Below are 12,846 nucleotides of genomic sequence, written 5' to 3' on the forward strand. Positions count from 1 at the left end.
CGCAAGGCTCAGGCCTTGCGGGCAACTTTGCCGCTGTTGGGCGCGTCTTGTGCGTTCCGTCTCCGTTGTATTCTCCGTGGTTGATTTCCCCTCTTCTGTTTAGTGGCATTCATGGCTACTGTGCTGGGGTGAATTCACACAGGGAGAACCTGCATGCCCATCCAACCCACTGTTGCCCTTCATGCTCATCTGCCGGTGCCGGCATTGGCGGCGGAAGGCGTCATTGGCCTTATCGCCCCCGCAGGTCCCGCAGCGCTGGATGCCGAAAAAGCCTGCCAATGGATGCGTTCCCGGGGCTATACGCTGCGGATCTTTCCTGGTGTGGGTCAACAGGAGGGTTACCTGGCAGGCAGTGATCAGGTCCGTCTCGACGACTTGCACGAGGCTTTTTCCGATAGCGAGATCGACGCCATTGTCTGTCTGCGTGGGGGCTATGGCAGTCCGCGCTTGCTGGACAAGATCGACTTCGAGCTGTTGCGACGCCATCCCAAGCCATTTGTCGGCTACAGCGACATCACCGCCCTGCACCTGGCGATCAATCTTTATGCGGGCTTTGTCAGCTTTCATGGACCGATGCTCAATGCCGACCTGCTGGGCGGCAAGCAGGCGCCCACTGAGGCGTCGTTTTTCAACATGCTCAGAGGGCAGGTCAAGAGCGGCAGCCTGCTCCCCCATCCGGTAGCCTTTCCCTTGACCACGGTGGAGCCGGGTATCGCCCAAGGGCCACTGGTGGGCGGCAATCTGTCGATGATTGCCAGTACCTTGGGCACGCCTTACGAAATCAATACCGGCGGCATCATTCTGTTTATCGAAGACGTCAACGAGCCGCTGTACCGCATCGACCGCTTGCTCAATCACCTGCGCCTGGCCGGCAAGCTGGAGGGGCTGCGCGGGGTTTTGGTCGGGGATGTGGCCGGTGTGGATTTCACCGCGTTGTGCGCGTTGCTCAAGCAGGTCTTTGAGCCCTTGCGGATTCCGGTGCTGGCGGGATGGCGCAGTGGTCATTGCGATCCGAACCTGACCTTGCCGATGGGCGCGCAGGTCAAGCTGGATGCAGGGGCCAGGGAGTTGACCCTGGCTCAGGACGTGGTGTTCAGGTGAGGGGCGTGCGAAGGAGCCGGCTCCTTCGCTAATGCTTGCCTAGCGGTTGCGCAGGCTTTCCAGCAGCTTGTGGCTCGGGTAGCCATCTGCGGGCCAGCCCAATGCCTGCTGAGCACTGCGAATGGCCTTGCGGGTATTGGCGCCGATGATGCCGTCGGGGTTGCCAGCGTCATATTGGTGGGTGCTGAGCAGGGTCTGCAATTCGATGCGTTCGGAGCGGCTCAGGGGCAGATCGTCCTTGGGCCAACTGCCATTGATCTGGCCAGCGCCGCCAAACCGCTCGGACAGCAGATTGACTGCCAGGGCGTAGGACGATGAGTTGTTGTATTTGAGCACTGCCCGGAAGTTATCCAGAATCAGGAACGCCGGCCCTCGGTAACCCGCAGGCAACAGCAATGAAGCGGACAATTGCTCGGAGCCGTATGGCAGTGCCTTGCCGTTGCTCGGGGTCATGCCCAGGCTTAGCCACTCGGCCACGGTCTTGCGGGTCGAAGCGTCGGCCAGGGCGTAGTCGAAGCCGCTCTTGAGCTGGACCTCAATGCCCCAGGGCTGGCCTTTTTGCCAGCCTGAGCTCTGCAGGTAATGAGCAGTGGAGGCCAGAGCGTCGGCCGGGCTGTTCCAGATATCCCGGCGACCGTCGCCGTCGAAGTCCACGGCATGGGTGTTGTAGGTGGTGGGAATGAACTGGGTCTGGCCCATGGCGCCGGCCCAGGAGCCGAGCATCTTCTCGGGCTGGATGTCGCCGTGCTGGATGATCTGCAAGGCGGCAATCAACTGGCTGTTGGCGAAGGCCGGGCGCCGTCCTTCATAAGCCAGGGTGGCCAGGGAGCGGATCACCGACTTGTTGCCCTGGAAGTCGCCGAAATTGCTCTCCATGCCCCAGACCGCTACCAATGCCTGGCGATCCACACCATAGCGCTGCTCGATGCGTTGCAGGATGTCGCTGTACTGGAGCAGCAGGGCCTGACCCTTGCGTACCCTGACCGGAGACAGGGCCCCATCCAGGTATTCCCAGACCGGGCGGGTGAACTCTGGCTGGCTGCGGTCAGCTTTGATCACGCTCATGTCCGGGGTGACACCGGCGAAGGCCCGGTCGAAGACGTCGGCGCGAATTCCGGCGTTCAGGGCTTCGGTACGGAATGCGCTCAGCCATTCATCGAAGGTCTGTGCGGGCTGGATGTCCAGATTGTCGGCGGTCAGTGGGGCGACAGTAGCGGGTGCGGCGAGGGGGGCTGCCTGGAGGGTGGGCAGTGGCTGGGCGTCGGCGGCGGTGGGTTGTTCCGCGCAGGCGACTAGCAGAACGAAGCTGGAGGCAGCGATCAGTTGGCGCATGTGCCAACGACGGGAAAGACAAAAGGGCATGCACAGGTCCAGAGAGAATAACTATCAGGTGCAGACCTTATCATGCCGACGGGGTTCAGGGCTTCAGGCGGCCAGAAAGTAAGAAGCCTCCCAGCTTTTAGACTGGAAGGCTTCTCGGCGGTAGCTGCCTTTGCCCTTGGCCGGGCGTTCCTGACGGCTGCGGAACAGTGGCTGGGCGACAATGGATTTGGCCTTGTTGGGGCCATGCTTGGATGGCTTGCTCATGGTCTTTACTCGCTGTTTGGGGGGGAGAGGTTGCGGCGCGAATCATCGGCCAGAGTGGGGCGGCTGTCCAGCACTCTGGAGCAGGAAGATGCCAGGCGGTAGATAAGCGGCGTACTTACTCGGCCGGCAGGGCCAGGCGTTGACCGGCCATCAGCAGCGACAGGCGACTCAGGCTGCTCCAGGGCGAACCGCTGGCCTGTCCCTTGATCTGCGCGTCGATGCGCTGGGCGTCCAGCAGCAATTGCCCCCAACGCTGCGCAGAGTAACGTTGCAGAGCCTTGCTCATCAGGGGTTTGCGTTTGTCCCAGACGGGCGGGCGGGCCTGGCTGAACACCTTGTCCAATGGCACGCCCTGGCTGAATTGCAGGGCCAGGTTGGCCAGCAGCCGCAGCTCTCGGGACAGGGCCCAGAGAATCACGGGAGGCTCGACGCCTTCACCGCGCAACCCTTCCAGCATGCGCAGGGCGTGGGCGGCTTCACCGTTGAGAATGGCATCCACCAGCCCGAACACATCGAAACGCGCACTGTCGGCCACTGCGGCCTGGACCGTTTCGACGGTGATCTGCCCACCTTCGGCCATCAGCTTGAGTTTTTCGATTTCCTGGGCGGCGGCCAGCAGGTTGCCCTCGACCCGCGCGGCGATCAGTTCCACCGCGTCCTGGCTGGCGGACAGCCCGGCTTGCGACAGTCGCTGACGAATCCACTGTGGAAGCTGGTGGGCGTCCACCGGCCAGATCTGCACGAACTGGGTCTGGGCACCGTCCACCAAGGCCTTGCCCCACTTGGTCTTCTGTGCGCTGCCGTCGAGCTTGGGCAGGCTGATCAGCAGTACCGTGTCCTCGGCCGGACGCGAACAGTATTCGATCAGCGCCGCGGCGCCCTTGTCGCCGGGCTTGCCCGAGGGCAGGCGCAGTTCCAGCAGGCGTTTTTCCGCGAACAACGACATGCTGGCCCCGGCTTGCAGCAGGGTGCCCCAGTCAAAGCTGGCATCGGCACTGAATACCTGGCGCTCGTCGAATCCCTGCTGGCGCACGGCAGAGCGGATGGCGTCGGCGGCTTCCTGGCAGAGCAGGGGATCATCGCCGCTGATCACGTAGACCGGCGCGAGAGGGCCTTGCAGGTGTTTGCCGAGTTGGGCGGGTGCGAGTTTCATAGGCGGGGGCCAATGGGGCGCGTGAGCGCCCCACGCGGCTTACTGGTTCGGCAGTTCCAGAGGGGACTGTTGCGGAGTTTCCGCCTCAGCCTTGCGTGCAGCTTCCAGTGCCTGGGCTTCGGCCTTGGCTTTGGCTTCGGCGGTGGCCTGCAGTTGGGCAAGCTGGTCCGGGGTCAGCAACTGCAGACGGATCAGCATGCGCTGGATCAGGTCGCGGCGCATTTCCTTGCGAGTTTCAGACGATTCCTGATCGGAGCCGGTGATGTTGTTGCCGTCATGCAGGAAGACTTTCTGTACTTCCAGCTTGTCGTCGAGCAGGTGCAGGTTGTCGTGCGTCAGGATCTCGTACCTGAGCGTGGTGCCGATCTCGTATTCGGCCGAGCTGCCACCGCCGGTGTAGCTGAGGGTGCGCTGGGAGTTTTCCTCGTTCAGCAGCACCAGCTTGTAAGGCGCGCCGGCATAGACCCGTACACCGCTGTTTTCCAACTGTTGCTGGAGCATTTTCACGGTGGGGCCGTAGGCATCCCGGGCACTCAGGTCGAGTTCCTTGATGGTCAGCTCATGGGTTCCCGTTCCGCGCAACTGGAAGCCACAGGCGCTCAGCAGCACGGCCAGACCCATCACCAGCAGGTTACGTTTGATCATGTATTGCTCCCCTTGAAACCATATGGGCCACCTTGTGGCCCTGGAGGTTTTGTTCGGCGCCCGATCCCGGACCGGGCGCCTGATCCAATTAGCTGGCGACGATGTTGACCAGTTTGCCCGGCACCACGATGACCTTGCGGATGGTCAGGCCTTCGGTGAAGCGCAGCACGTTCTCGTTGCTGCGGGCCGCGGCTTCGACTTCTTCACGGCTGGCGCTGGCCGGCATTTCGATCTGGCCACGCAATTTGCCGTTGACCTGGATGACCAGCTGCAGGCTGTCTTGAACCAGGGCGCTCTCGTCCAGAACCGGCCAGCCAGCATCGATGATGGCGCCTTTCTGACCCAGCTGTTGCCACAGTTCGTGACTGATATGCGGTGTGATCGGAGCCAGCAGCAGGGCAACGGTCTGCAGGCCTTCCTGCAACAGGGCACGGTCCTGGTTGCTGCCTTGGGGGGCTTTTTCCAGGACGTTCATCAAGGTCATCACCTGGGCGATGGCGGTGTTGAACTTGTGGTGCTGGCCGACGTCCTGGCTGGCCTGCTTGATGGCCAGGTGGATGGCGCGGCGAATGGCTTTCTGTTCGTCGCTCAGCGTGGCGATATCCAGTGCTTCCGGCAGCCCTTGGCTGACATGGGCCTGGGCCAGGCGCCAGACGCGCTTGAGGAAGCGATGCGCACCCTCGACACCCGAGTCGGACCATTCCAGGCTCAGTTCGGGCGGCGAGGCGAACATCATGAACAGGCGGCAAGTGTCGGCACCGTATTGCTCGATCATCGACTGCGGGTCGACGCCATTGTTCTTCGACTTGGCCATCTTCTCGGTGCCGCCGATTTCCACCGGCAGGCCGTCGCTGATCAGCTTGGCCCCGATGATCTTCGCCTTGCTGTCGCGCTCCAGTTCCACGTCCGCCGGGTTGTACCAGGTGTAGGCGCCATTGGCCTCACGGCGATAGTAGGTTTCGGCAATCACCATGCCCTGGGTCAGCAGGTTCTTGAACGGCTCGTTGGAGCTCACCAGACCTTCGTCACGCATCAATTTGTGGAAGAAGCGCGCGTACAGCAGGTGCAGGATGGCGTGTTCGATGCCACCGATGTACTGATCCACCGGCAACCAGTGGTTGGCCGCCGCCGGGTCCACCAAGCCGCCTTCATAGTGTGGCGACGCATAGCGCGCGTAGTACCACGAGGACTCGACGAAGGTGTCCATGGTGTCGGTTTCACGCTTGGCAGGCTGGCCGCATTTCGGGCAGTTGCACTCGTAGAACTCGGGCATGCGAGCCAGAGGCGAACCGGCGCCATCGGGCACCACGTCTTCTGGCAGGACCACCGGCAGCTGGTTTTCCGGGACTGGAACGTCGCCGCAGCTGTCGCAGTGGATGATCGGGATCGGGCAGCCCCAGTAGCGCTGGCGGCTGATGCCCCAGTCCCGCAGGCGGAACTGGGTGCGTGATTGGCCGAGGTTTTTCTTCAGCAGGGCCGCTTCGATAGCGTCGAACGCGCCAGGGAAATCCAGGCCGTCGAATTCGCCGGAGTTGATCAGTTCGCCATGCTCGCCGTAAGCGTCCTGCCAGGGCGCTGGGGTTTCATCGCCGGCGCTGGTGCGTACCACGGCCTTGATCGGCAGGTTGTACTTGCTGGCGAACTCGAAATCGCGCTCGTCGTGGGCCGGGACAGCCATGACCGCGCCATCGCCGTAGTGCATCAGCACGTAGTTGGCCACCCACACCGGGAGCTTCTCGCCGGTCAGCGGGTGTTCGACGAACAGCGAGGTCGGCAGGCCTTTTTTCTCCTGGGTCGCCATGTCCGCTTCGGCGACGCTGCCGCCTTTGCATTCGGCGATGAACGCCTGCAACTCAGGGTTGTTCCGCGCGGCCAGGGTCGCCAGCGGGTGCTCGGCGGCGACGGCGACATAGGTCGCGCCCATCAGGGTGTCCGGGCGGGTGGTGAACACCTTCAGGGTGCCGGCTTCGCCGATCGACGCCTGATCGTAGGGGAACTGCACTTCCATGCCACGGGACTTGCCGATCCAGTTGCGTTGCATGGTCTTGACCTGCTCGGGCCAGCCGGTCAGCTCGTCGAGACTCTCCAGCAGCTCATCCGCATAAGCGGTGATCTTGAAGTAGTACATCGGGATTTCGCGCTTCTCGATCAGCGCGCCGGAGCGCCAGCCGCGGCCGTCGATCACTTGCTCGTTGGCCAGGACGGTCTGGTCGACCGGGTCCCAGTTCACGGTGCCGTTCTTGCGGTAGATCACGCCTTTTTCGAACAGGCGGGTGAACAGCCACTGTTCCCAGCGGTAGTAGTCCGGCTTGCAGGTGGTGACCTCGCGGGACCAGTCCACCGCCAGGCCCAGGCTGCGCAACTGGGACTTCATGTAGGCGATGTTTTCGTAGGTCCACTTGGCGGGAGCCACGTTGTTCTTCATCGCGGCGTTTTCCGCTGGCATGCCGAAGGCGTCCCAACCCATGGGTTGCAGAACGTTCTTGCCTTGCATGCGCTGGTAGCGGGAGATCACGTCGCCGATGGTGTAGTTGCGCACGTGCCCCATGTGTAGCTTGCCGCTGGGGTAAGGGAACATCGATAGGCAATAGTAGGTGTCCTTGCCTGGCTGTTCACTGACTTCAAAGGACTTTTGCTCGTCCCAGAACGACTGGGCGGCGGCTTCGATTTCACGGGGCTGATAGTGTTCGTGCATGGCTACTTTTGTACTGAATAGGGGTGGCCTAATCCTCTTCAATGCAACCGCGGGGAGCGATGACGCCAAATACGGCGATTTTCAGTGCCCGATGGAGCTGGAAGTGGAGTTACAGGAAGCGCCGTAGCATACATGACCGCACTCTGCCGAGGGAAACCTTGATTGCTCGGCCGGGCCGTTGGTCGCGGCGGCGCGACGCTTTTGGCTGTCCGACTAAGCTCAAAAAGGGGAGTGAGTCTTATTCTTCGATGAGGTGAACGGATGCTTGAATCGCAGCGAAAAGTAACAGAACCAGAGGTGTATGAAAGGCTGCTGAATCGACTGGCTCTGGCCCTGGATGCACTGAAGACTGCGGATCGACTGCGTAATGAGCGGCCTGTCGAGTTGGAGCTGCGGGGCTTGAGCAGTGCAGAGTTCGAATTGATCCGGGCCTATCTGGCTCGCAGCCAGCGTGAAATGCAGATCAGCCTGCCGAGTGATTGGCAGCCGCAGGAAGCGCCTCGTTCAGCCAAGATCATTTGGTTGAAGGATCAGGCGCTCGTCAAGGAGTCGGTGAAAGTCCGATCCCATCAGTGCAAGTAGGTCCCGGACTCGATATGGGGCCAGTGAGGACGTTGCCGAGGCGTTAGTGAGCAAAAGTGCTCGGCATCGGTTGTTGCTGCAGGGCTTTGCCCTTTAGGCTTCGGGCATCTTTTGGAGATGCCCGATGCCTTTTCGTTATTTCATCAAACAGTTGCTGTTGCCGCCCGGCATTCTTTTGCTGCTGCTCCTGCTCGCCTGGTGCCTGCGTCACTCCCGTCCTCGGTTGGCGCGATGCTGCTTTGTTCTGGGATTGGGCGGTTTCTGGCTGATGAGCTTGCCGGTGATGGTGGAGTGGGGGGCTCGCGGGTTGGAGCAGTTGCCTCCTTTGCCCCAGAGTCAGTGGGCGAGCCTGGCCCAGCAGGCCGATGCCATTGTGGTCCTGGGGTCAGGCCGCGAGCGCGGCGATCCGGCCTGGGGTTCTGATCAGCCCACCGGCGTGGGGCTGGAGCGTGAACGCTATGCCGCGCGTTTGGCCAAGGCGTCCGGGTTGCCGTTGCTGACCAGTGGCGGCCTGCATTACGGCACGCCGCCCACCGAAGCGGCGCTGATGGCCGAGTCCTTGCTCAATGACTTTGGCGTGACGGTGCGCTGGCAGGAAGGTCGCAGTCGCACCACCTGGGAGAACGCGCAGTTCAGCGCCGAAGTCTTGCAACCCTTGGGCATCAGGCGCGTGGTGGTGGTGACCCAGGCCTGGCACATGCCTCGCGCGGTCTGGAGTTTCGAGCATGCCGGATTTGACGTGGTGCCGGCCCCGGTGGGTTTTCTCGGGGTGGACAACGCCCGTCCGCTGGGCGGCTGGATGCCGGAGTTCAAGTCGATCTGGCAGAGCGGCCAGTTGCTTAACGAGGCGGTGGGGCAACTGGGTTACCGACTCTTCTACCGCTGAAGGGTGCGCCGGCTCCCGCAGGAGCCGGCTGGCCGGGGAAGGGCTTCAAACGGTCTTGGCAATGCGACTGGCCAACAGGGCCCAGCCGAACAGCAGGGTGCAGAGCACCACCAGCGGCCATGAACGCCACTTCAGGTAAGGCGTCAGATTGTGCATGGGCACCACTTCGCCATACAGGATGCCGCGCTCGAACTGTGGAATCTGCACGGTGATCTTGCCGAACGGGTCGATCAGTCCCGTGACGCCGTTGTTGGTGGCGCGAATCATCCAGCGTCCTGCTTCCAGAGCGCGCATCTGTGCCATCTGCAGATGCTGCAGGGGGCCGATGGAGGTGCCGAACCAGGTGTCGTTGCTGATGGTCAGCAGCAGGTCGCTGCGGGCCGAAAGACCGGCGGCGAACTCGGGGTAGACCACTTCGTAGCAGATGAACGGCGCAATCTGATAGCCCTTGGCTTGCAGCAACGGCTGGTCCGCCGGGCCGCGGGCAAAGTCCGACATCGGCAGGTTGAAGAAGTCGATCAGGCCGCGCAGCAGTCCCTGCAGGGGCACGTACTCGCCGAAGGGCACCAGCTTTTGTTTCAGGTAGGTGCCGTCGCCTTCGCCGGTCACGGTAATGCCGTTGAAGTAGCGTTTTTCATGGTGCACCAGCTGACGCACCGGAACCCCGGTTATCAGCGCGGAATGACGGTCGGCGGCAAAGTTGCCCATCATCGTCAGGTAGCCTTCGGCAGACTCCTTGAGCACCGGGACCGCGGTTTCCGGCCACACCAGCAGGTCGACCCGCTTGCTGTTGAAGCTCATGTCGCGGTACAGCGCCAGTTGCGCGTTGAGCTGGGCGGGGTCCCATTTCATGCTTTGTTCGATATTGCCCTGGATGGCGGCGACCGACATGGGGTCTCCCGACGGGCTGGTCCAGGCATGGCCTTTAAGCGCCAGGCCGACGGCCCAGGGCGCCGCCAGCAGTAGCAGGCCGGCGACAATGAAGCCTTTGCGCCCGGCCTTGATCAGGCGCGGCAGGTTGTAGAGCAGTGCGGCGGTCAAGGCCAGGGAGAAGGAAATCAGCCAGATACCGCCCACAGGCGCGAGCCCGGCCAGGGGCCCGTCGAGCTGGCTGTAGCCGGAATAAAGCCAGGGGAAACCGGTGAGGAACCAGCCGCGAAACGCTTCCTGGCCCAGCCACAGGGCAGCGAAAGCCAGGGCATCCGCCAGCGGCGCTTCGTTGCGCCGCAACCAGCGGGCCCAGAGCCAGGCCGGCAGGGCAAAGAACCAGGCAATCGCGGCAATGAACGCCAGCATCAAAAGGCCGGCGAGCAAGGCCGATGCGCCGCCATAGGTGTGGATGCTGACGTAGATCCAGCTGGTGCCGGCGCCGAACAGGCCGAAGCCGAAGCACCAGCCCCGGCCCAGGGCCTGGCGTGGCGTCAGTTCTCGCAGACCGGCGTAGAACAGCCCTACCGCCAGCAGAGCCAGGGGCCAGATGTTGTAGGGCGCCAGCGCCAGCGTGGTGATGGCGCCGGCTGCCACGGCCAGCAGGTTGCCGGGCCAGCCGGGTCGGGTTGAGCGCTGCAAGAGGCGTTTCATCAGCTCTTTCCTGTTTCGCGCCGGGCGGGGCACGAGGAGATGGGTGGGTTGGATTCAGGTGGGCATCGCGCCGTGCGGCTCAGTGGCTCGTCCCCGAGAGCCATCGCCCCGAGCCCGGGGTTCCGGTTTCGGGGCGATGATTCTGTGTGCAGGAGAGCTGACGCCCCTGGCCCCTAGCGGGAGACGGGAGTCAGGCGCAGCAGATGAATCCGCCGGCTGTCGGCATTGAGCACGCGAAAGCGATAGGCGCCGATTTCAGTGATTTCGTTGCGTTTTGGCAAGTGGCCGAAGGCGCTCATTACCAGCCCGCCGACGGTGTCGAATTCGTCATCGGAGAAGGTGCTGTCGAAGAATTCGTTGAAGTTCTCGATCGGCGTCAGCGCCTTGATCAGGAAGTCGCCGCTGGGCAGGGGCTTGATGTAGCTGTCTTCCTCGACGTCATGCTCGTCTTCGATGTCGCCGACGATCTGCTCCAGCACGTCTTCGATGGTCACCAGGCCGGCCACGCCGCCGTACTCGTCGATGACGATGGCCATGTGGTTGTGATTGGCGCGGAACTCGCGCAGCAGCACGTTCAGGCGCTTGGACTCGGGGACGAAGGTCGCCGGGCGCAGCAGGTCCTTGATATTGAAGCTGTCGCCGTTCTCCTTGAGGATCAGCGGCAGCAGGTCCTTGGCCAGCAGGACGCCCATCACGTCGTCATGGCTTTCGCCGATCACCGGGTAGCGCGAGTGCGCGGAGTCGATGACGGCGGGCAGGAACTCCCGGGGTGTCTGGGTCGCCTTGATGCTGATCATCTGCGAGCGCGGCACCATGATGTCCCGGACTTGCAGGTCAGCCACCTGGATGGCGCCTTCGACGATGGCCAGCGCTTCGCTGTCCAGCAATTTGTTCTGATGGGCTTCGCGCAGCAGCTCCAGCAGCTCCTGGCGGTTTTTCGGCTCATGGGCAAAAGCCTGGGTCAGTTTGCCCAGCCATGACTTTTGCCCGTTGCTCGATCGATCTTCGCTCATAGCGATTGCTCTGAATCCTTGGTTGTTACAGGTGGTGGTTGATCAGCTTTCGTCGTCTGCATAAGGATCGGGATGACCCAGTTCTGCAAGCAACGTTCGTTCCAGTGCTTCCATTTCTTCGGCTTCGTCGTCATCTATATGGTCGTAACCCAACAGATGCAAGCAGCCATGAATCACCAGATGGGCCCAGTGGGCCTGAAGTTCCTTGCCTTGCTCGGCAGCCTCGCGCTCGACCACCGGAATGCAGATCACCAGATCCCCCAGCAAGGGAATATCCAGCAGCTCATCCGGCACATCGGCAGGGAATGAAAGCACATTGGTGGCGTAATCTTTGTGACGCCAGGTGTGGTTCAGCTCGCGGCCTTCGGCTTCGTCCACCAGACGGATGGTCATTTCCGAATCGGCTGTTCGCTGGCGCAGGGCTAGCTCGCACCACTGGCGGAACTGATCGTCGCTGGGGGCTGGCAGCTGGCTGGCGCGCTGCAGATCAAGCTCAAGCATCGTGGCGGTTGCCTCTGTCGGCGAAAGCCTTGGCGGCCTCGTCGTCGGCCCGCAACTCGAAGCGCTCGTAGGCTTCGACGATGCGTTGCACCAGTGGGTGGCGCACCACGTCCTTGGGCATGAAGTGGGTGAAGCTGATGCCGGGCACATCCTTGAGCACGTTGATCACCTGGGCCAGGCCGGACTTGGTGCCCTTGGGCAGGTCGACCTGAGTGATGTCGCCGGTGATCACCGCAGTGGAGCCGAAGCCGATCCGGGTGAGGAACATCTTCATTTGTTCCACGGTGGTGTTTTGGCTTTCGTCGAGGATGATGAAGCTGTTGTTCAGGGTCCGGCCACGCATGTAGGCCAGGGGCGCAATCTCGATGACCTGGCGCTCGATCAGCTTGGCCACTTGTTCGAAGCCGAGCATTTCATACAGCGCGTCATACAGTGGACGCAAGTACGGGTCGATTTTCTGCGCCAGATCGCCGGGCAGGAAACCGAGCTTCTCGCCGGCTTCCACCGCGGGACGCACCAGCAGGATGCGCCGCACCTGCTCGCGCTCCAGGGCGTCCACCGCGCAAGCGACGGCCAGGTAGGTCTTGCCGGTGCCGGCCGGACCGATGCCGAAGTTGATGTCGTTGCCCAGGATCTCTTTGACGTAGCGCTGCTGATTCAAGCCGCGTGGGCGAATCATGCCTTTCTTGGTGCGCAGGGCGATGGCGGCATCAGCCACCGACGGGTTATCCAGTTCTTCCACAGCGGACTCCTGAAGGAACAGGTGCACCAGGTCCGGCGATAGCTCGGTGCCCTTGGTTTCCCGGTAGAGACGGCGCAGAAGATTTTCCGCGGAGGTGGTGTGCTTGGGTTCGCCGATCAGTTCGAACTGATTGCCGCGGTTGCGGATCTCGATCGTCAGGCGCTGTTCGATCAAGCGCAAATGCTCGTCGAATTGCCCGCACAGATTGGCGAAGCGGCGAGCCTCGAAGGGCTCGAGGATGAAACGATGAGGTTCTATGGGTGCGTTCAAGGTCGTTTTTTAGCCGCCCAACGGCAATTAAGAAGAATTCAAGGATAACGCCAGCGGCCTGGGTGCGAAAGCTCTTATGCGGAGCGTGGG

Annotated in this window: 12 protein-coding genes; 3 read left to right on the top strand and 9 right to left on the bottom strand. The window is 62.3% G+C overall.

What is annotated here, in order from left to right:
• Positions 1 to 153 precede the first annotated feature (153 nt).
• Entirely contained in the window at positions 154 to 1,101 is a 948-nt protein-coding gene (locus GGI48_RS19310) for an LD-carboxypeptidase (RefSeq protein WP_047306227.1), read from the top strand.
• 39 nt (positions 1,102 to 1,140) lie between these two features.
• On the opposite strand, the gene GGI48_RS19315 is transcribed toward GGI48_RS19310, so the two are convergent.
• From GGI48_RS19315 to leuS, 5 genes are all read right to left on the bottom strand, one after another.
• The gene (locus GGI48_RS19315; RefSeq protein ID WP_179599600.1) at positions 1,141 to 2,463 is read right to left on the bottom strand and encodes a lytic murein transglycosylase; all 1,323 of its coding nucleotides are present in this window, start codon (positions 2,461 to 2,463) and stop codon (positions 1,141 to 1,143) included.
• A gap of 63 nt (positions 2,464 to 2,526) precedes the next feature.
• On the bottom strand, positions 2,527 to 2,688 hold the full coding sequence (gene arfA / locus GGI48_RS19320) for an alternative ribosome rescue factor ArfA (RefSeq protein WP_015637164.1): 162 nt from the start codon (positions 2,686 to 2,688) through the stop codon (positions 2,527 to 2,529).
• Positions 2,689 to 2,803: 115 nt separating this feature from the next.
• Positions 2,804 to 3,841: a DNA polymerase III subunit delta gene (gene holA / locus GGI48_RS19325; RefSeq protein WP_179599602.1), complete on the bottom strand. Its 1,038-nt coding sequence runs from the start codon at positions 3,839 to 3,841 to the stop codon at positions 2,804 to 2,806.
• 39 nt (positions 3,842 to 3,880) lie between these two features.
• On the bottom strand, positions 3,881 to 4,486 hold the full coding sequence (gene lptE / locus GGI48_RS19330; protein ID WP_179599604.1) for an LPS assembly lipoprotein LptE: 606 nt from the start codon (positions 4,484 to 4,486) through the stop codon (positions 3,881 to 3,883).
• Between the two features lie 88 nt (positions 4,487 to 4,574).
• Positions 4,575 to 7,181 (bottom strand): leucine--tRNA ligase, encoded by a 2,607-nt coding sequence (gene leuS / locus GGI48_RS19335; protein WP_103740012.1) that lies wholly within the window; start codon positions 7,179 to 7,181, stop codon positions 4,575 to 4,577.
• Positions 7,182 to 7,442: 261 nt separating this feature from the next.
• Here leuS and GGI48_RS19340 point away from each other — a divergent pair, with 261 nt between their 5' ends.
• On the top strand, positions 7,443 to 7,763 hold the full coding sequence (locus tag GGI48_RS19340) for a hypothetical protein (protein ID WP_179599606.1): 321 nt from the start codon (positions 7,443 to 7,445) through the stop codon (positions 7,761 to 7,763).
• 124 nt (positions 7,764 to 7,887) lie between these two features.
• Positions 7,888 to 8,649 carry a YdcF family protein gene (locus GGI48_RS19345; RefSeq protein ID WP_047306221.1) on the top strand — a complete coding sequence of 254 codons (762 nt, stop codon included), beginning with the start codon at positions 7,888 to 7,890 and terminating at the stop codon, positions 8,647 to 8,649.
• A gap of 45 nt (positions 8,650 to 8,694) precedes the next feature.
• Here GGI48_RS19345 and lnt read toward each other — a convergent pair whose 3' ends face one another.
• From lnt to GGI48_RS19365, 4 genes are all read right to left on the bottom strand, one after another.
• Entirely contained in the window at positions 8,695 to 10,218 is a 1,524-nt protein-coding gene (gene lnt, locus GGI48_RS19350; RefSeq protein ID WP_179602058.1) for an apolipoprotein N-acyltransferase, read from the bottom strand.
• A gap of 185 nt (positions 10,219 to 10,403) precedes the next feature.
• Complete coding sequence (locus GGI48_RS19355) at positions 10,404 to 11,243, bottom strand: HlyC/CorC family transporter (RefSeq protein ID WP_016965481.1); 840 nt, start codon at positions 11,241 to 11,243, stop codon at positions 10,404 to 10,406.
• Between the two features lie 42 nt (positions 11,244 to 11,285).
• Positions 11,286 to 11,744, bottom strand: a complete 459-nt coding sequence (gene ybeY, locus GGI48_RS19360; RefSeq protein ID WP_047306220.1) for an rRNA maturation RNase YbeY — start codon at positions 11,742 to 11,744, stop codon at positions 11,286 to 11,288.
• Entirely contained in the window at positions 11,737 to 12,756 is a 1,020-nt protein-coding gene (locus GGI48_RS19365; RefSeq protein WP_179599608.1) for a PhoH family protein, read from the bottom strand. The genes ybeY and GGI48_RS19365 overlap by 8 nt, the downstream gene beginning before the upstream one ends.
• Between the last annotated feature and the right edge of the window lie 90 nt (positions 12,757 to 12,846).

Origin of the sequence: Pseudomonas protegens (genome assembly GCF_013407925.2) — a bacterium.
Taxonomy (GTDB): domain Bacteria; phylum Pseudomonadota; class Gammaproteobacteria; order Pseudomonadales; family Pseudomonadaceae; genus Aquipseudomonas; species Aquipseudomonas fluorescens_AP.